The organism is Pseudomonas laurylsulfativorans, from assembly GCF_002906155.1.
Lineage (GTDB): Bacteria > Pseudomonadota > Gammaproteobacteria > Pseudomonadales > Pseudomonadaceae > Aquipseudomonas > Aquipseudomonas laurylsulfativorans.
In genome coordinates, this window is the sequence record NZ_MUJK01000003.1 from 101,358 (window position 1) to 119,384 (window position 18,027).

Here is an 18,027-nt window from a genome sequence, read left to right on the forward strand (position 1 = left end):
GGTCTGGTTAAAAAATAACCAGTAAAGGCCCAAGCTCTTCACAGTAAAGAGCAACCGTGATGGAAACAGTATGAACTGGACGTGGTTTCACAAGCTCGGCTCGCCCAAATGGTTTTACGGTATCAGCGGCAAAATGCTGCCTTGGCTGAGCGTCGCGGCGTTGCTGCTGATCAGCGTGGGCGTGGTCTGGGGCCTGGCCTTCGCGCCGCCGGACTATCAGCAGGGCAACAGCTTTCGCATCATCTATATCCACGTCCCGGCCGCCATGCTGGCGCAGTCCATCTACGTGATGCTGGCCGTGTGCGGCATCGTCGGGCTGGTGTGGAAAATGAAACTGGCCGACGTCGCCCTGCAATGCGCGGCGCCCATCGGAGCCTGGATGACCGCCGTGGCGTTGGTCACCGGGGCGATCTGGGGCAAGCCGACATGGGGCTCGTGGTGGGTCTGGGATGCACGCCTAACGTCCATGCTTATCCTGCTTTTCCTGTACTTCGGTCTCATTGCGCTGGGCAACGCGATCAGCAATCGTGACAGCGCGGCCAAGGCCTGCGCGGTGTTGGCGATCGTCGGTGTGATCAACATTCCGATCATCAAGTACTCGGTGGAGTGGTGGAACACCCTGCACCAGGGCGCGACCTTCACCCTCACCGAAAAACCGGCGATGCCCGCCGAAATGTGGCTGCCATTGCTGCTGACGGCGCTGGGTTTCTACTGTTTCTTCGGCGCGGTCCTGTTACTGCGCATGCGTCTTGAAGTGCTCAAGCGCGAAGCCCGGGCCAGTTGGGTCAAGACCGAAGTGGAAAACAGCCTGGAGGTCGCTCGATGAGTTTTGCTTCATTCGGCGACTTCATCGCCATGGGCCATCATGGCCTGTATGTCTGGTCAGCCTATGGCATCTGCCTGGCGGTATTGGCCCTCAACGTGGCGGCGCCGATCCTGGCCCGCAAGCGGTATCTGCAACAAGAGGCGCGTCGTTTGCGCCGGGAGAACGGCAAGTGAATCCGCTGCGCAAAAAGCGTCTTATCATTATTCTCGCGATCCTGGTCGGGGTCGGCGCTGCCGTCGGCCTGGCCCTGAGCGCCCTGCAGCAGAACATCAACCTGTTTTACACACCCACCCAGATCGCCAACGGCGAAGCGCCGCAAGACACACGCATCCGTGCCGGTGGCATGGTCGAGGCCGGTTCTTTGCAGCGCTCCGGCGACTCGCTGGACGTGAAATTCGTCGTCACCGACTTCAACAAATCCGTGACCATCACCTATCGCGGCATCCTGCCGGACCTGTTCCGCGAGGGGCAGGGCATCGTCGCCCTGGGCAAGCTCAATGCCGATGGCGTGGTGGTGGCCGATGAAGTGCTGGCCAAGCACGACGAGAAGTACATGCCGCCGGAAGTGACCAAGGCGTTGAAAGACAGCGGTCAATCGGCTCCAACGCCCGCAAAGGAGGGTTGATCCATGACATCCGGCATCTTTATTCCCGAACTGGGTCATCTGGCGATGATCCTGGCCCTGTGCTTCGCCCTGGCCCAGGCCGTGGTGCCATTGCTCGGTGCCTGGCGCGGTGACCGCCTGTGGATGAGCCTGGCCCAGCCGGCCGCGTGGGGTCAGTTCACCTTTTTGGCGTTTGCCTTCGGTTGCCTGACCTATGCCTTCATGGTCGATGACTTCTCAGTGGCCTATGTGGCCAACAACTCCAATAGCGCCTTGCCGTGGTACTACAAGTTCAGCGCGGTGTGGGGTGCCCACGAAGGCTCCTTGCTGTTGTGGGCCTTGATCCTCGGCGGCTGGACTTTCGCAGTGTCGGTGTTTTCCCGGCAGTTGCCGCAGGTCATGCTGGCCCGCGTGCTGGCGGTGATGGGCATGATCAGCACCGGTTTCCTGCTGTTCCTGATCATGACCTCCAACCCGTTCAAGCGCATCCTGCCGCAAATGCCCAGCGACGGTGCCGACCTCAACCCGCTGCTGCAAGACATCGGCCTGATCGTGCACCCGCCGATGCTGTACATGGGTTACGTCGGTTTCTCGGTGGCCTTCGCCTTCGCTATCGCCGCGCTGATGGGCGGTCGCCTGGACGCCGCATGGGCGCGCTGGTCGCGTCCGTGGACCATCGTGGCCTGGGCGTTCCTCGGTATCGGCATCACCCTCGGCTCGTGGTGGGCGTACTACGAACTCGGCTGGGGCGGCTGGTGGTTCTGGGACCCGGTGGAAAACGCTTCATTCATGCCATGGCTGGTGGGCACCGCACTGATTCACTCGTTGGCGGTCACGGAAAAACGTGGCGTGTTCAAGAGCTGGACCGTGCTGCTGGCCATCGCCGCGTTCTCCTTGAGCCTGCTGGGGACCTTCCTCGTGCGTTCCGGCGTGCTGACCTCGGTGCACGCCTTTGCGTCCGATCCAGAACGCGGCGTGTTCATCCTGATTTTCCTGCTGTTCGTGGTCGGTGGTTCATTGACGCTGTTCGCCCTGCGCGCACCGGTGGTCAAGAGCCAGGTTGGCTTCAACCTCTGGTCCCGGGAAACCTTGCTGCTGGGCAACAACCTGGTGCTGGTGGTGGCGGCGTCGATGATCCTGCTCGGCACCTTGTACCCGCTGATTCTGGACGCCATGACTGGCGCGAAGCTGTCGGTCGGCCCGCCGTACTTCAACGCGCTGTTCATTCCGTTGATGGGGTTGCTGATGGTGGTGATGGCGGTCGGCGTGATCGTGCGCTGGAAAGACACCCCGGTGAAATGGCTGGTGAGCATGCTCACCCCGGTGCTGCTGGGCAGTGCGGCCATGGCCGTGGTGGCTGGCGTCGCCTATGGCGATTTCAACTGGGCCGTGCTGGCGACCTTCATGCTTGCCGCGTGGGTGTTGCTGGCCGGTGTGCGTGACATCTTCGACAAGACCCGCCACAAAGGCCTGATCAAAGGCTTGCCGACCCTGACCCGCAGCTATTGGGGCATGCAGGTCGCGCACCTGGGCATTGCCGTGTGTGCGCTGGGCGTGGTGCTGTCGAGCCAGAACAGTGCCGAGCGCGACCTGCGCCTGGCGCCAGGCGAGTCCATGGACCTGGCCGGTTATCACTTCATCTTCGAAGGCGCCAAACACTTCGAAGGCCCGAACTTCACCTCCGACAAGGGCACCGTGCGGGTGATCCGTGACGGCAAGGAAGTCAGCGTGCTGCACCCGGAAAAACGCCTGTACACCGTGCAGAACTCGGTGATGACCGAAGCCGGCATCGACGCCGGTTTCACTCGCGATATCTACGTTGCCCTCGGCGAACCGCTGGGTAGTGGTGCCTGGGCCGTGCGCGTGCACGTCAAGCCGTTCGTGCGCTGGATCTGGTTCGGCGGTTTGCTGACAGGTGCAGGCGGCTTGCTGGCGGCGCTGGATCGGCGGTATCGGGTCAAGGTCAAAAGCCGCGTGCGTGAAGCACTGGGCATGTCGGGAGCCACTGCATGAAGCGTTGGTTGATGTTGTTGCCACTGGCGATTTTTCTGGTGGTCGCTGTATTCCTTTACCGTGGGTTGTACCTGGATCCGGCCGAGTTGCCCTCGGCGATGATCAACAAGCCGTTCCCGGAGTTTTCCCTGCCGTCAGTGCAGGGCGACAAGACGCTGAGCAAGGCTGACATTCTGGGCAAACCGGCACTGGTCAACGTCTGGGGCACCTGGTGCATTTCCTGCCGGGTCGAGCACCCGGTGTTGAACAAGCTGGCCCAGCAGGGCGTGGTGATCTACGGCATCAACTACAAAGACACCAACGCCGATGCCTTGAAGTGGCTGACGGACTTCCACAATCCGTATGTGCTGGACATTCGTGACGATGAAGGCTCGCTGGGCCTGAACCTCGGCGTGTACGGCGCACCGGAAACCTTTTTCATCGACGCCAAGGGCATCATCCGCGACAAGTTTGTCGGCGTGATCGACGAACAGGTCTGGCGCGAAAAACTGGCGGCCAAGTATCAGGCACTGGTCGACGAGGCCAAGCCATGAAGCGCTGGATAGCTGCCGCTGTTCTGGGCTTGAGCCTGGCGGGCGTGGCCCACGCCGCGATCGACACCTACGAATTCGCCAAGGAAGGGGATCGCGAGCGTTTTCGCGAGCTGACCAAGGAGCTGCGTTGCCCCAAGTGCCAGAATCAGGACATCGCCGATTCCAACGCACCGATTGCCGCCGACCTGCGCAAAGAGATTTTCCGCATGCTCGGCGAGGGCAAGGACAACCAGCAGATCATCGACTTCATGGTTGATCGCTACGGTGATTTCGTCCGCTACAAACCGGCCCTGAACGCCAAGACCGCCTTGCTCTGGTTCGGCCCCGCCGGCCTGCTGCTGGGCGGTGTCGTGATCATCGCGGTGATTGTCCGCCGTCGTCGTGTGCAACGCGCCGACACCCCGGGCTCGCTGTCTGCCGAGGAGCGCTCGCGCCTCGACCACCTGTTGGATAAAACCAAGAATGATTGATTTCTGGCTCGCTGCAGGTCTGCTGCTTCTGGTTGCCCTGAGTTTTCTGTTGATTCCGGTTCTGCGCAGCCGTCGCGCCCAGCGCGAAGAGGATCGTACCGCCCTCAACGTCGCGCTGTATCAGGAGCGCGTGGCTGAGTTGCAGACTCAGCAGGAAGAGGGCGTGCTCGATGCGGCGCAAATGGACGCCGGTCGCGCCGAAGCCGCTCGAGAGTTGCTGGCGGACACCGAGGGCGTCGAAGCGCCGCGGGTATCGCGTCTGGGCAAGCCCTTGCCGTTGCTGGCGGCCGTTCTGGTGCCGGTGCTGGGCCTGGGGCTGTACATGCATTACGGCGCCAGCGACAAGGTCGAACTGACCCGTGAGTTCTCCCAGGCACCCAAGTCGATGGAAGAGATGACCCAGCGCCTGGAGCGTGTGGTCGCCGCTCAACCGGATTCCGCCGAAGGCATGTACTTCCTCGGCCGAACCTATATGGCTCAGGATCGCCCGGCGGACGCGGCGAAGATGTTCGAACGCACGGTGAACCTGGCCGGTCGTCAGCCGGAGCTGCTCGGTCAATGGGCCCAGGCTCAGTATTTCGCTGATGGTAAGAAGTGGTCGGACAAGGTCCAGGCCCTGACCGACGAAGCGCTCAAGGCTGATCCGAAAGAAGTCACCAGCCTCGGACTGCTTGGCATCGCCGCGTTTGAAGGCGAGCGTTATCAGGACGCCATCGACTATTGGAATCGCCTGTTGGCGCAGTTGCCGCCAGACGACAAATCCCGCGAGGCGTTGCAAGGCGGGATCACCCGGGCTACGGAGAAACTGGTGGCCAGTGGCGGCAAGGTTGCGCAAGCACCGGCGGCCAAGGCCTCGGCGTTGCTCAAGGTCAGCGTCGATCTGGCTGCGGATTTGAAAGGCAAGGTCCAGCCGGGTGACAGCGTGTTCATCTTCGCCCGTGCGATCTCCGGACCTCCGGCCCCGCTGGCGGTCAAGCGCATGACCGTGGCTGATCTGCCGGTGACTGTCGAACTGGGTGATGCCGACGCGATGATGCCGCAATTGAAACTGTCGAACTTCCCTGAAGTCCAACTGGTTGCGCGCATTTCCCGTGCTGGCAAACCGACTGCCGGCGAGTGGATCGGTCGCAGCCAGCCCCTGGCCAGCAGCACCACCGCGCCGCAGACACTGATCATCGACAGCCCGGACAAATAACAGGAAAACGCAATCATGACCGCATTCGCTCGTATCACCCTGCTCAGCGTCGTTATGGGGTTAAGCGCTTGTGCGGTCCAGCAACCAACGGAACATCAGGCACCGCCACCGTTCCCGCCGTCACAGCCGCGTCCGACGCCATCGACGTCGCCTGTGCCGAGCAAGCCGACCATCCCGGCCAAGCCCTCCAAGCCGTTGCCACGCACCTCAGCCAGCTTCGCGCCGCCACCGGGGGGTAACAGCCATTGGGACCAGAAGCTTGGGGTGTATGTGCTGGATGACCAGCCCAATACCTTTTATCGCCAGCGTACCTATTACCGCTGGGATAACGGCTGGAGCCGGTCGATCAGTCCGAACGGGCCGTGGGAAGATACGGATATCCACGGTGTGCCGGGTGGCCTGGGGCGGCAATTCGGGCAGTAAGGCAAAAAGGTGACCGTTGGGTTGCCTTTTTTGTGGCCGTTGAAATTTCCGCGGTGGAGCCCATGTTAAGCGAGCTCAACACAAAACCCTGTAGGAGCATCCGGTCGACGCTCGATGGCTCGCGATGACTGAGTGTCAGTCACCCTCAATGCTGGCTGTCTCACTGCTATCGCGAGCAGGCTCGCTCCCACAGGATGATGTTTTTCTCACCGGCAGTCGGTGTTGTATCCACGATTTTGTCAGTGGAGCCGCACCGAACATCGTGCGCGGCGGATCGTACTCGGGTAACGTGGCCGGCGCAGATCCGACTGCCGGAGGTTGGCGACGATTACCCGGTGGTCCAGCAAGAATGGCGACACGTGAAGAGGGTGGTCTGGTGGCGGGCAGGTTGATCTATCTCATCGGACCTTCAGGTTCGGGCAAGGACAGCCTATTGGATGCCGCGCGAACGAGGTTGGCCGAACGGGGCTGCCGCATCGTGCGGCGGGTCATCACGCGATCGGCCGAAGCCGTGGGCGAAGCGGCGCTGGGCGTCAGTGCGCAGCAGTTCGCCGATATGCAGGCCCTGGGCGCGTTTGCCCTGAGCTGGCACGCCAACGGGTTGTCCTACGGCATCCCGCGGGAAATTGACGATTGGCTGGCCGCCGGGCACGACGTACTGATCAATGGCTCCCGGGGGCATTTGCAGAATACGCGCCTGCGCTATCCGAATGTGTTGGTCCTGTTGTTGACCGTGGACCAGGCTGTGTTGCGTCAACGACTGCTGGCGCGCGGGCGTGAGTCGCTGATCGAGATCGATCAGCGTTTGGCACGCAATGCCCGATTCAACGAGCAACTGCTGGCGCAAGACCCGGCCGTGCTCCTGCTCGACAACTCCGGGGCGCTTGAGCATACGGTCCAGCGTTTGCTGGCCTGCATTGACGTGCAAGTCCCTGCGTTTGACGCTGGCGGGAACGAATACGAGCAATGACGTTCATGCTCGGTCACTGCAGGAATTGGCGCAGCCTACGGTCTTTTGACCTTGATTTAGCGGCCTGTCAGGCCTTCCTGGCCAGCAACCCCTGCACATACTCCACAAACACCCGAGCCTTGGCACTGGCCATTCTCCCAGTGGGGAAAACAGCCCACAGGTCCAGGTTCGGCAGTGTCCAGTCCTTCATCACTTCCCGGACTGAACCGTCGGCCAGTTCCGGCGCGAACATCCATTCGGATGCCATGGTCAGCCCTTGGTGGGCCAGCACGGCTTCACGCAAACCCTCGGCGGCGTTGACGCGGATCCGGCCGCTGATGATCACCGATTGCTCTTCGCCGGCCTTGTTGAATTGCCAGTTTGAGCCACCACCGAGGGAGTAGACGATCGCCTGATGCCTGCACAGGTCGGCGGGGCAGGTGGGCTCGCCGTGTTTTGCGAAGTACGCCGGTGTGCCCAGCACCATGCGCCGGCATTCGGCGATCTTGCGGGCGGTCAGCCCCGAGTCGCTCAGCACGCCCATGCGCAGGGCGATGTCGACGCCTTCTTCCACCAGATTGACGTTGCGATCATCGAGCATCAGGTCGATGTTCAGTTCCGGGTTTTGCTCAAGGAAAGGCCCCAGGTGCGGAACGATGTGCAGCCGACCGAAGGTGACCGCCGCGCAGATGCGCAGGTTGCCGCTCAGCCCGCCGGCGGTACCGCGCGCGGCGTTATCGGCCTCGTCGGCTTCTTCGATGGCGCGCCTGGCCCGTTCGAAAAAGGCCAGCCCGGCCTCGGTGGGCGTCAGGCCCCGGGTCGAGCGCAGCAACAGGCGTACCGCCAACCGCGATTCGAGTTGCGCGATGGTTTTCGACACGGCCGGCTGGCCGATGTTCAGGCGCCGGGCCGCTGCGGAAAACGAGCCGGTTTCCACCACACAGACGAAGGTTTCCATTGCGCCGAGGCGGTCCATTGGCAGGTCCTTGTGCAAAAAAACCGGAGGTTAACGGAAGCCCCCTGTGGGAGCGAGCCTGCTCGCGATAGCGGTCTAACATTCAACATTGATGCTGTTTGTCATGCCGCCATCGCGAGCAGGCTCGCTCCCACAAGGGATAGGTGGCGACAGTCAGAATGCCGCTTTACCCACTGACGCACCGCCATCGACAAACAGTGTTTGCCCGGTGATGAACCCGCTCTGCTCCGACAGCAGAAACGTAATCGCCGAGGCAATTTCCTGGGGCTGCCCCAGGCGCCCCATTGGCACGCTGGCCAGATACCGCGCTTCACCTTCACTGCCCGGCGGGTTGTTGGCGCGGAACAGTTCGGTTTCGGTCGGTCCCGGCGCCACCGCATTCACAGTGACACCGCTTTGCGCCAGTTCCAGCGCCCACGAGCGGGTGAAGCTGACCAGCGCCGCCTTGGCCGCCGCATAAGCCGTGCGCTGGGCAATCCCGAGCACCGTCAGGCTGGAAATGTTCACTACCCGGCCCCAACCCTTGGCGCGCATGTTCGGCAACAGCGCTTGGGTGGCCTGCAAGGCCGAATGCAGATTGACCCGCATGACGTCGTCGAAGGTATCCAGATCGATTTCCCCGAGCGCTTGCGGGCGCACCAGGCCGACGTTGTTCACCAATCCGTCGAACTCGTACGTTTGGGCCAGGTCCTCCAGTACTTCCCTGGCCAGTGTCCGGTCGCTCAGGTCCAGCGGAAACAGAATGCCGGGGAATGTCAGGTCGGGCTTGCGGGCAATGCCCACCACGCGATGACCGGCCCGGTCCAGATGCTCGGCCACCGCCCGGCCAATGCCCTTGCTGGCGCCGGTGATGAGAAAGGTACGTCGGGTCATGACAACTCCTTGTGAGGGCATACCGCCGGCCGGGCGGCACTTGGACTGAACGGGTCAGCCGCGAATCGCATCCAGCATCGCTTCAGGCTCTGGGCGCTGAGTGTAATCGGGAATGAAAGGGCTTTCATCAGGGCCTTACATCACACTCTGTAAAACAACCAAGCGTCGCGCTCCGGGATTGTATGCTTGAGTAAAGATAACTCTAGGGTTATTTTTTGTTTTTGCCAAGCAAGGAGGCTGGTGGTGCAGAGCAGGCTATTGATCAAGGAGTTGGTGGAAGCGGGTTGGACCCTGGACCGGGTCACTGGCAGTCATCAAAAGGATTTACCGATCGGGACGGTCAAGAGCATCAGGCGGCGAGCCGGGCTTTACTGCCCGCCAGCCAGTTACATAGGAGATCCATAATGCAATATCCAATTTGTATCGAATGGGGCGACGAGAACACCGCCATCGGTATCCAGATCCCCGATATTCCAGGCGCGGTGACCGCCGGGGATACCTTTGAAGAGGCTTACAACGCAGCCGTCGAAATTGCCCACATCATGTTGCAGGAGATGGCGGCGGACGGCGATACGATTCCGATGCCGACTTCGGCGGCATTGCACCGCGGCAATCCGGAATTCGCCGACATGGGCTGGGGCATGCTGGACCTGGACATCTCGCCATACATGGGCAAGACCGAGAAGGTCAACGTCACGCTGCCCGGCTATGTGATCCAGCGCATCGATCGCTATGTGCGCGAGCACAATGTCAAAAGCCGCTCCTCCTTTCTGGCGGATGCGGCGATGGAGAAGCTGGTTCGGCAATAAACAGGAGGCGCCAGAGGCTTTCGCGCGCAGGCTCGCACACAAGGTTTGCAAGTAACCTGTGAGCGAGCCTGCTCCCGGGCGGCGATCCGACGATGCTTTAAAACTTACGCTGTCGCCAACGAAGCCTTCTGCGAAACACTCAGGAACCGCAGCAACGCCAGCAGCGGAAATGCGCTGCCGACGATCACGATCCACAACCAGCCGCCGTGTTCGTACACAGCGCTGGCCACCGAAGAGCCGAAGGCGCCGCCGATGAAGATGCTGGTCATGTACAGCGCATTCAGGCGGCTGCGGCTTTTGCCGTCGAGGGCGTACACCGCACGCTGGCCGAGGACCATGTTCATCTGCACGCAGAAGTCGAGCACCACGCCGGTGATGGCCAGGCCGATGACGCTGTACGCGGGATGGATAAACGCCGGCAGGAAACTCAGGCTGGCGAACAGCAGCGCCAGCAAGGACGCGATGCGGGTGTGACCCGCATCGGCCAGGCGACCGGCAATGGGCGCGGCAATGGCGCCGATCGCGCCCACCAGCGCGAAGATCGCGATCTCACTTTGCGATAAACCGTGATTGCGCGCCAGTTCCAGCGGCACGGCGGTCCAGAACAGGCTGAAGGTGGCAAACATGCAACCCTGGTAAAACGCCCGCTGACGCAGCACCGGTTGTTTGCGCAATAGCGTCCACAGCGAACCCAGCAACTGGCCGTAGGAAGCACTGTGATCAGGCTCACGCTTGGGAATGGTCACGGCCAGCACGATGCTGATGGCCGCCATCAACACGGCGGCAATCATGAACATCGCCCGCCAGCCGAAGTGGTCGGCCACCACGCTGGACACCGGCCGGGCCAGCAGAATGCCGAGCAACAAACCGCCCATGATCCCGCCCACCACGCGGCCACGGGTCTCTTCCGGCGCCAGGTGCGCGGCCAGTGGAATCAGGATCTGCACCGAAACCGAACTGAATCCCACCAACAGCGAAATCAGCAAAAACACGTTCGGCTGATCGGTAAACGCCGCACCCAGCAGGCTGGCGATTGCCACCAGCGTGGTGATGATCATCAACCGGCGGTTTTCCAGCAGATCCCCCAGCGGCACCAGGAAGAACAGCCCCAGCGCATAGCCGATCTGGGTCAGGGACACGATCAGGCTGGCCATGGTGTTGGTCAGGCCAATGTCGGGGGCGATCAGGCCGATGATCGGCTGGGCGTAGTAGATGTTGGCGACAATGGCGCCACAGCAGAAGGCGAACAGCAGCACCATGCCTCGGGTCATTGTCGCGGTGCCGTGGGGCACCTGGGTCGCTGGGTTCATAACGGGTCTCGTTGTACGGAAAGGAATGCGCGCAGGCTAATGGGCTGACTGAATCGGCGGAAGCGGGATTGGAGTGATAGCACTCATTCCATTGCGGAATGACTGGCGGACGCGTGCGTCGTCCGCCGAACTGCCTTGCGTCAGAACATCAAGGGTGAATGATACATTCACTTACATCTGCTTCGATAGCGTGCTTATGTTCTCTCTCCATGTGTCAAAACCGGAGGGCCGCTCCATGAAGGTGAAGTTTCGTCAGCTGATTCGCTGGGTTTCAGTCGCCACCTTGCTCAGCGTCTTCAGCGCTGGCCTGGCTCAGGCCGAGGATGCACCGGGCACGCGCATTGGTGTGCGTGGCGAGATTACGGGCGTCAGCCCGGACGTTTTGAAAGTCCATGCCAACAGCGGCGACAACGTGGTGATCCATCTGACCAATGACACCAAGGTCCGCGCCGTGACCCTGGCCAACATCGAAGACATCAAGCCCTGCAGCTACATCGGCTCAGCGGCTATTCCTCAGGAGGATGGCTCCCTCAAGGCCTTGGAGGTCCACGTTTTCCCGCCGATGTAGCCAGCGAGTGGCAACCGGCCATCCGAAGAAAAACCCGTATGGCCCCGACAGCTAGAATCTACAGGGGGGATCACTTCAATGTGTCCTTACAAGCGGGAGTATCACGATGAAAGTCGTATCTTCGCTGGCGTTAGTCGTAGCGATCGGCGGGCTCTGTGGCTGTTCGACAGTGCCTGACAGCCAAGTCACCAACGTTCCCCTGAATGGCACCTCGATCAATGCCGGGAATATTGGCCGGCCGATCATGATGCCCAGCGGGCAGGACACCGTGTTCTGGTTTGCAGTCAGTGGCGAGCCCATGGGCAGCGCGCTGCCGGGGCGCTTGATGGCTTACATCTATCCGGGCAGCTGCGAGAACCTGGGTGCGAAACCGGCCTATGACATGAACGACGGACCCAATGCGCGGTTCTATTCTGCGGCCTCGCACCAGTACTTCTGGAAGAGCGCACCAGTCGCCGTCGAGACCCTGCGAGCCGGTGGCTACGCCTTGGTGGTGCGTGAAAGCCCGGCTGACGGTCACCAGGCCATTTTCTGCGGCAACTTGAGCTGAACAACTACCGATCCCTGTAGGCGCGAGCTTGCTCGCGAAAAAATCAAGAGCGCCGCTGGTCATCTGGGCTTACGCGTTATCGTTGACGATTTTCGCGAGCAAGCTCGCTCCTACAATGGATAGGTGTTGTACCCATAAAAAAGGCGACCTCCGCAGGTCGCCTTTTTCGTTACCGCCCAGTCATTACTGACCGCTGTAGATCTGATCGAAAACCCCGCCATCATTGAAGTGGGTCTTCTGTACGGTGCGCCAGTCACCGAAGGTCTTCTCGACCGACAGGAAGTCCACTTTCGGGAAGCGGTCGGTGTACTTGGCCAGCACGGCCGGGTCACGCGGGCGCAGGTAGTTCGCCGCAGCAATCTCCTGACCTTCCGGCGACCACAGGTACTTCAGGTATTCCTCGGCGGCGGCGCGGGTGCCTTTCTTGTCGACGGTCTTGTCGACCACCGATACCGGTGGTTCGGCTTCGGCGGAAACGCTTGGGTAGATGACTTCGAACTGATCACGGCCGAACTCGCGGGCGATCATTTCTGCTTCGTTCTCGAAGGTCACCAGCACGTCGCCGATCTGGTTGGTCATGAAGGTGGTGGTGGCGGCACGACCACCGGTGTCGAGTACCGGCGCTTGCTTGAACAGCTTGCCGACGAAGTCTTTGGCCTTGTTCTCGTCACCGCCGTTTTTCAGCACGTAGCCCCAGGCCGAGAGGTAGGTGTAGCGGCCGTTACCAGAGGTTTTCGGGTTCGGGACGATGACCTGAACGCCGTCCTTGAGCAGGTCCGGCCAGTCTTTCAGGGCTTTCGGGTTGCCTTTGCGCACGATGAATACGGTGGCCGAGGTGAATGGCGCGCTGTTGTTCGGCAGGCGTGTGACCCAGTTGTCCGGCACCAGTTTGCCGTTGTCTGCCAGGGCGTTGATGTCGGTGGCCATGTTCATGGTGATGACATCGGCCGGCAGGCCGTCGATCACCGAGCGCGCCTGTTTGCTGGAGCCGCCGAAGGACATTTGCAGAGTGATGTTTTCGTTGCGCTCGGCTTGCCAGTGTTTCTGGAACGCAGTGTTGTAGTCCTTGTAGAAGTCGCGCATCACGTCGTAGGAAACGTTGAGCAGGGTCGGTGCGGCTTGAGCCACGCTGGTCAGTGCCAGGCCAGCGGCCAGAAGAGAGGCGCCAAAGAGTTTTTTCACTGCGCAATCCTTGTTCTATTTAAAAGATGGGGCATTTTGCCAGCGACTATAACTGGGCTCGCATAGTCCCTTAAAGATTAAAAAGCTCTTTGCTTATTCCAGTTTTTTGAACAGTGCATTGCCGCAACGGGAGCAGAACGCGGCGCCGTGTTCGTGACTGTTTTTCTTGCACACCGGGCAGTCGTGTTGAAGTTGATCGCCGCGCATGGCGTTGGCCAGTTCAGCGGTGAAAATGCCGGTTGGCACGGCGATGATCGAGTAACCGGTGATCATCACCAGCGACGAAATCACCTGGCCCAGCGGCGTTTTCGGAACGATGTCGCCGAAGCCTACGGTGGTCAGGGTCACGATCGCCCAATAAATGCCTTTGGGAATGCTGGTGAAACCGTGTTCCGGGCCTTCGATCACATACATCAGCGTGCCGAACACCGTCACCAGAGTGCAGACACTGACCAGGAATACCACGATCTTCTGCTTGCTGCCGCGCAGCGCCGACATCAGGTAATTGGCTTGCTTGAGGTACGGGCTGAGCTTGAGTACGCGGAAAATCCGCAGCATCCGGATGATGCGGATGATCAGCAGGTACTGCGCATCGGCGTAATACAGCGCGAGGATGCCGGGCACGATGGCCAGCAGGTCCACCAGCCCATAGAAACTGAAGGCGTAGCGCAGGGGCTTGGGCGAGCAATACAGGCGCAGGATGTACTCGCCGAGGAAGATCACCGTGAAACCCCACTCGATATAGGCGAGTACATCGGCGTAGTTGCGGTGAATGCTGTCGATGCTGTCGAGCATCACGATCACCAGGCTGGCGAGGATGATCAACAGCAGGATGCCGTCGAAGCGCCGACCCGCCTGGGTGTCGGTCTGGAAAATCATGACGTAAAGGTCTTCACGCCAGTGTTTGCTGCTGTCCATGGATAACGCCTGACTCAATGATCAGCGCAGCCTAGGTTGATTCTCCCCGGTAGCGCAAGGCGCGCTTTCGACCGTGGCCTTGCCGAGCATTTGCACAGCGCAGCGGATCAGCCAGCCGGCAAGAATGAACGGTGCGGTCAGCGTGGGCAGGCCGATGGCGGCAAACACAGGCGTCAGCAACAGCGCCAGGCCGATGCCAACCAGCGGCAGCCACGGTTGGCGACGCTGCGAGCTGAAGGCGAGGGCGGCGAGTACGGCGTTATAGCCACCGAGGCCGAGCAATGCGGTGTAGAAGTCATGGTGCAGCAGGCTCCAGCCCATGCCCGCGACAGACGCCAGCATTGCCCAGCAGAAGGCGCGGCGATCGGCGATCAGCAAACCGGCGGCAATCATCGCACCGGCCAGTGGATGCCCCAGGAACATCACCTGACCAATACCTTTGAGTGGCGCGGCCAGCATGTTCAGCGTGCTGACTTCGATCAAGTGCGCCTCTGTCGAGGGCGTGGCGAAGCACAGCAGCAACCAGCCCAGTCCAACGAAGGGGGCGGTGTAGGCGGGCAGGCATTGGCTGAACCGGACGCGCTTGAGCCACTGCTGGGTGATCATCGCGCTCAGGCCACCGGCGGCCAGAATCAGCGGCGGCATCATCGCCGACCAGGGGAAATACAGGCTCAGCAACAGACCGAGCAGCACGCCGTTGTAGCTGTATAGCCCGGCCTGACGATCAGCCTTGGCATAGTTGCGGCGTTGCGCGGTGAGCAGCCCGGCGACACCGCCGAGCAAGGCGCCGCCGAGCAGGGCGGGCGCGGTGAACAAAATGGCCGACAGGCACAGCAGGCCGCACAGCGGATTGCGCTGGAGAAAGATCTGGCTGAAGCCGTTGAGCATCGCTTCGGCCCAGTCGGGGCAGTGGGTGTTGAAATGGTTGGCAGGCATGATGAGGTCTGGGGGCAGTAGGAAAAGCCATGGTCTTGCAAAAGTCTGTGGCGAGAGGGCTTGCCCCCGTTGGGTCGCGAAGCGGCCCCAAATCCGGTGAATGCGGTTTCTCTGTGGAACCCGTCATGCCGAAAGACGACTGCTACGCAGTCGAACGGGGGCAAGCCCCCTCGCCACAAAAGCGGTTCTTTAAATCAGCGTTTCAATACGCAAAGAGTTAGTCGATCCCGGCTGCCCAAAGGGCACACCGGCGGTGATCAATAAGGTGTCGCCACGCTGCGCCATGCCCTGGGCCTGGGCGATCTCCAGCGCTGTGGAGCAGACTTCGTCAACCTGGCGCAGGCGATCGTTGACCACCGAGTGCACGCCCCAGGCCACGGTCAGGCGACGGGCGGTTTGCAGGTTCGGTGTCAGGTTGAGGATCGGCACGGTCGGCCGCTCCCGCGCGGCCCGCAAGCTCGACGTGCCTGACTCGCTGTAGTTGACCAGCACCGCCACCGGCAGCACGTTGCTGATGCGGCGAATGGCGCAACTGATCGCGTCGGAAACGGTCGCCTCGGCCTTCGGCCGGCTGACGTCGAGTTGGGTCTGATAGTCCGGACCGTTTTCCACCTGGCGGATGATTTTGCTCATCATCTGCACAGCTTCGAGCGGGTACTCGCCGGACGCGGTTTCCGCCGACAGCATCACCGCGTCCGCACCTTCGGCGACCGCGTTGGCGACATCGGTGACTTCAGCGCGGGTGGGTGCCGGTGAGAAGCGCATCGATTCCAGCATCTGCGTCGCCACCACCACCGGTTTACCGAGCTGACGGCAGGTGCTAATGATGTTTTTCTGAATCTGCGGCACGCTTTCGGCCGGCACTTCCACGCCCAGGTCACCACGGGCGACCATGATCGCGTCGCTCAATTCGGCGATCTCGCGCAGTTGTTCAACGGCCGACGGCTTCTCGATCTTGGCCATCAGGAACGCCTTGTCACCGATCAGGCTGCGGGCTTCGCGGATGTCGTCCGGACGTTGCACGAACGACAGCGCCACCCAGTCCACACCGAGTTCCAGGCCGAAGGTCAGGTCGCGGCGATCCTTGGCGGTCAGCGGGCTCAGGTCGAGCACCGCTTGCGGTACGTTCACGCCTTTGCGGTCCGACAGTTCGCCGCCATTGAGCACGGTGGTGTCAATGGCGTCGGCGTACTTGGTCACTACCCGCAGGCGCAATTTGCCGTCGTCCAACAGCAGGTCCATGCCGGGTTCCAGCGCGGCGATGATTTCCGGATGCGGCAGGTTGACCCGGCGCTCATCGCCCGGCGTGGCATCCAGGTCCAGGCGCAAGGCCTGGCCGCGCACCAGTTGCACCTTGCCTTCGGCAAACTTGCCGACCCGCAGTTTCGGACCTTGCAGGTCCATCAGAATGCCCAATGGATAATTCAGCTGGCGCTCGACTTCCCGTATCCACTGGAAACGCTGGGCGTGGTCGGCGTGATCGCCATGGCTGAAGTTCAGGCGGAAGATATTGACCCCGGCCAGCACCAGCTCACGGATGTCGTCGATGCCGTCGATGGCAGGACCCAGGGTGGCGAGGATTTTGACCTTTTTATCAGGCGTCATGTTTAGTGCTCTCAAGGATCAGAATGGCGCGGAAGTCGTTGACGTTGGTACGGGTCGGCTCGGTGACGATCAGCGCGTCGAGTGCCTCGAAGTAGCCGTAGCCATTGTTGTTGTCCAACTCGTCGCTGGCGCTCAAACCCAGCGCAGCGGCGCGGGCGTAGCTGTCCGGGGTCATGATCGCGCCGGCGTTGTCTTCGGAGCCGTCGATGCCATCGGTGTCGCCGGCCAGCGCGTAGACGCCGGGCAGGCCCTTGAGGCTGTCGGTCAGGCTGAGCAGGAACTCGGCGTTGCGCCCGCCACGGCCATTGCCGCGTACGGTCACGGTGGTTTCGCCACCCGAGAGAATCACGCAGGGTGCCGCCAGCGGCTGGCCGTGCAGGACGATTTGTCGTGCGATGCCGGCGTGGACTTTTGCCACTTCGCGGGATTCGCCCTCCAGGTCGCCGAGGATCAGCGGACTGAACCCGGCCTGACGGCATTTCACCGCCGCCGCTTCAAGGGATTGCTGCGGGCGGGCGATCAACTGGAAATGACTGCGGGCCAGGCTCGGATCGCCGGGTTTGACGGTCTCCGACTCGGGGCTTTGCAGCCAGGTGCGCACCGAGGCCGGAACTTCGATGGCGTAGCGCTTGAGGATCGCCAGGGCTTCGGCCGAGGTGCTCGGGTCGGCCACGGTAGGGCCGGAGGCAATGACCGTGGCGAGGTCGCCCGGTACATCGGAAATCGCGTAGGTGTAGACGGTGGCCGGCCAACAGGCTTTGCCCAGGCGGCCGCCCTTGATCGCCGAGAGGTGCTTGCGCACGCAGTTCATCTCGCCAATGGTGGCGCCGGACTTGAGCAGGGCTTTGTTGATCGACTGCTTGTCGGCCAGGGTGATGCCTTCGGCCGGCAGTGCCAGCAGGGCAGAGCCGCCGCCGGAGAGCAGGAAGATCACGCGGTCGTTTTCGCTGAGGTCGCTGACCAGTTCCAGCACACGCTTGGCCACGGCCAGGCCGGCGGCGTCCGGCACCGGATGCGCGGCTTCGACCACTTCGATTTTTTCGCACGGGGCGCCGTGACCGTAGCGGGTCACGACCAGGCCGGATACTTCACCCTGCCAGCAGCGCTCGACCACCTGGGCCATGGCGGCAGCAGCTTTGCCGGCACCGATGACGATCACGCGACCGCTGCGATCGGCGGGCAGGTGGGCTTCGAGAACTTGTTGCGGATGCGCCGCGTCGATGGCTGTGGCAAACAGCTCGCGCAGCAATTGTTGCGGATCGACCGACATGGCGGGCTCCCGGAATT

The 18,027-nt window shown here is 61.7% G+C and carries 20 protein-coding genes and 1 pseudogene; 13 read left to right on the forward strand and 8 right to left on the reverse strand.

Annotated features, from left to right (window positions below):
* The first annotated feature begins 70 nt into the window (after positions 1-70).
* The 9 genes from B0D71_RS10755 to phnN all read left to right on the forward strand — a co-directional run bounded on the left by B0D71_RS10755 (position 71) and on the right by phnN (position 7,034).
* On the forward strand, positions 71-826 hold the full coding sequence (locus tag B0D71_RS10755) for a heme ABC transporter permease (RefSeq protein WP_103394761.1): 756 nt from the start codon (positions 71-73) through the stop codon (positions 824-826).
* Complete coding sequence (gene ccmD / locus B0D71_RS10760; RefSeq protein ID WP_007980758.1) at positions 823-999, forward strand: heme exporter protein CcmD; 177 nt, start codon at positions 823-825, stop codon at positions 997-999. The genes B0D71_RS10755 and ccmD overlap by 4 nt, the downstream gene beginning before the upstream one ends.
* Entirely contained in the window at positions 996-1,451 is a 456-nt protein-coding gene (gene ccmE / locus B0D71_RS10765) for a cytochrome c maturation protein CcmE (RefSeq protein WP_008052305.1), read from the forward strand. The genes ccmD and ccmE overlap by 4 nt, the downstream gene beginning before the upstream one ends.
* Before the next feature lie 3 nt (positions 1,452-1,454).
* Complete coding sequence (locus B0D71_RS10770) at positions 1,455-3,443, forward strand: heme lyase CcmF/NrfE family subunit (RefSeq protein ID WP_103394762.1); 1,989 nt, start codon at positions 1,455-1,457, stop codon at positions 3,441-3,443.
* Positions 3,440-3,976 (forward strand): DsbE family thiol:disulfide interchange protein, encoded by a 537-nt coding sequence (locus tag B0D71_RS10775; protein WP_103394763.1) that lies wholly within the window; start codon positions 3,440-3,442, stop codon positions 3,974-3,976. The genes B0D71_RS10770 and B0D71_RS10775 overlap by 4 nt, the downstream gene beginning before the upstream one ends.
* Positions 3,973-4,446 carry a cytochrome c-type biogenesis protein gene (locus B0D71_RS10780; protein WP_103394764.1) on the forward strand — a complete coding sequence of 158 codons (474 nt, stop codon included), beginning with the start codon at positions 3,973-3,975 and terminating at the stop codon, positions 4,444-4,446. Before B0D71_RS10775 ends, B0D71_RS10780 begins: the two co-directional genes overlap by 4 nt.
* A complete protein-coding gene (ccmI, locus tag B0D71_RS10785) occupies positions 4,439-5,641 on the forward strand; it encodes a c-type cytochrome biogenesis protein CcmI (RefSeq protein ID WP_103394765.1) in 1,203 nt (400 codons plus the stop codon). Before B0D71_RS10780 ends, ccmI begins: the two co-directional genes overlap by 8 nt.
* Positions 5,642-5,656: 15 nt before the next feature.
* Positions 5,657-6,064: a hypothetical protein gene (locus B0D71_RS10790; RefSeq protein ID WP_103394766.1), complete on the forward strand. Its 408-nt coding sequence runs from the start codon at positions 5,657-5,659 to the stop codon at positions 6,062-6,064.
* A 376-nt stretch (positions 6,065-6,440) separates the two neighbouring features.
* On the forward strand, positions 6,441-7,034 hold the full coding sequence (gene phnN / locus B0D71_RS10795) for a phosphonate metabolism protein/1,5-bisphosphokinase (PRPP-forming) PhnN (protein ID WP_103395256.1): 594 nt from the start codon (positions 6,441-6,443) through the stop codon (positions 7,032-7,034).
* Positions 7,035-7,101: 67 nt separating this feature from the next.
* Here the strand turns inward: phnN and B0D71_RS10800 are convergent, their stop codons facing one another.
* Both B0D71_RS10800 and B0D71_RS10805 read right to left on the reverse strand, forming a co-directional pair.
* Positions 7,102-7,989 (reverse strand): LysR family transcriptional regulator, encoded by an 888-nt coding sequence (locus B0D71_RS10800; RefSeq protein ID WP_103394767.1) that lies wholly within the window; start codon positions 7,987-7,989, stop codon positions 7,102-7,104.
* Between the two features lie 153 nt (positions 7,990-8,142).
* Complete coding sequence (locus B0D71_RS10805; RefSeq protein ID WP_103394768.1) at positions 8,143-8,862, reverse strand: SDR family oxidoreductase; 720 nt, start codon at positions 8,860-8,862, stop codon at positions 8,143-8,145.
* 243 nt (positions 8,863-9,105) lie between these two features.
* On the opposite strand from B0D71_RS10805, the gene B0D71_RS10810 reads away from it, so the two are divergent.
* Both B0D71_RS10810 and B0D71_RS10815 read left to right on the forward strand, forming a co-directional pair.
* Positions 9,106-9,267, forward strand: coding sequence for a type II toxin-antitoxin system HicA family toxin (locus B0D71_RS10810; protein ID WP_103394769.1), 162 nt, complete (start codon positions 9,106-9,108; stop codon positions 9,265-9,267).
* Positions 9,267-9,671, forward strand: coding sequence for a type II toxin-antitoxin system HicB family antitoxin (locus B0D71_RS10815; protein ID WP_103394770.1), 405 nt, complete (start codon positions 9,267-9,269; stop codon positions 9,669-9,671). Before B0D71_RS10810 ends, B0D71_RS10815 begins: the two co-directional genes overlap by 1 nt.
* A 104-nt stretch (positions 9,672-9,775) precedes the next feature.
* On the opposite strand, the gene B0D71_RS10820 is transcribed toward B0D71_RS10815, so the two are convergent.
* On the reverse strand, positions 9,776-10,981 hold the full coding sequence (locus B0D71_RS10820) for an MFS transporter (protein ID WP_103394771.1): 1,206 nt from the start codon (positions 10,979-10,981) through the stop codon (positions 9,776-9,778).
* Between the two features lie 235 nt (positions 10,982-11,216).
* On the opposite strand from B0D71_RS10820, the pseudogene B0D71_RS10825 reads away from it, so the two are divergent.
* Together B0D71_RS10825 and B0D71_RS10830 are read left to right on the forward strand one after the other, a co-directional pair.
* Positions 11,217-11,543, forward strand: a pseudogene (locus B0D71_RS10825) (hypothetical protein); the annotation flags it as partial.
* A gap of 112 nt (positions 11,544-11,655) precedes the next feature.
* Positions 11,656-12,099, forward strand: coding sequence for a hypothetical protein (locus tag B0D71_RS10830; protein ID WP_103394772.1), 444 nt, complete (start codon positions 11,656-11,658; stop codon positions 12,097-12,099).
* A gap of 183 nt (positions 12,100-12,282) precedes the next feature.
* On the opposite strand, the gene B0D71_RS10835 is transcribed toward B0D71_RS10830, so the two are convergent.
* The 5 genes from B0D71_RS10835 to B0D71_RS10860 all read right to left on the reverse strand — a co-directional run bounded on the left by B0D71_RS10835 (position 12,283) and on the right by B0D71_RS10860 (position 18,010).
* On the reverse strand, positions 12,283-13,281 hold the full coding sequence (locus B0D71_RS10835; protein WP_103394773.1) for a sulfate ABC transporter substrate-binding protein: 999 nt from the start codon (positions 13,279-13,281) through the stop codon (positions 12,283-12,285).
* A gap of 93 nt (positions 13,282-13,374) precedes the next feature.
* Positions 13,375-14,199 (reverse strand): ion transporter, encoded by an 825-nt coding sequence (locus B0D71_RS10840; RefSeq protein ID WP_103394774.1) that lies wholly within the window; start codon positions 14,197-14,199, stop codon positions 13,375-13,377.
* 21 nt (positions 14,200-14,220) lie between these two features.
* A complete protein-coding gene (locus B0D71_RS10845; RefSeq protein WP_103394775.1) occupies positions 14,221-15,135 on the reverse strand; it encodes an urea transporter in 915 nt (304 codons plus the stop codon).
* A 189-nt stretch (positions 15,136-15,324) separates the two neighbouring features.
* On the reverse strand, positions 15,325-16,740 hold the full coding sequence (gene pyk / locus B0D71_RS10855; RefSeq protein WP_103394776.1) for a pyruvate kinase: 1,416 nt from the start codon (positions 16,738-16,740) through the stop codon (positions 15,325-15,327).
* Positions 16,730-18,010, reverse strand: a complete 1,281-nt coding sequence (locus B0D71_RS10860) for a glycerate kinase type-2 family protein (RefSeq protein WP_103394777.1) — start codon at positions 18,008-18,010, stop codon at positions 16,730-16,732. The genes pyk and B0D71_RS10860 overlap by 11 nt, the downstream gene beginning before the upstream one ends.
* Between the last annotated feature and the right edge of the window lie 17 nt (positions 18,011-18,027).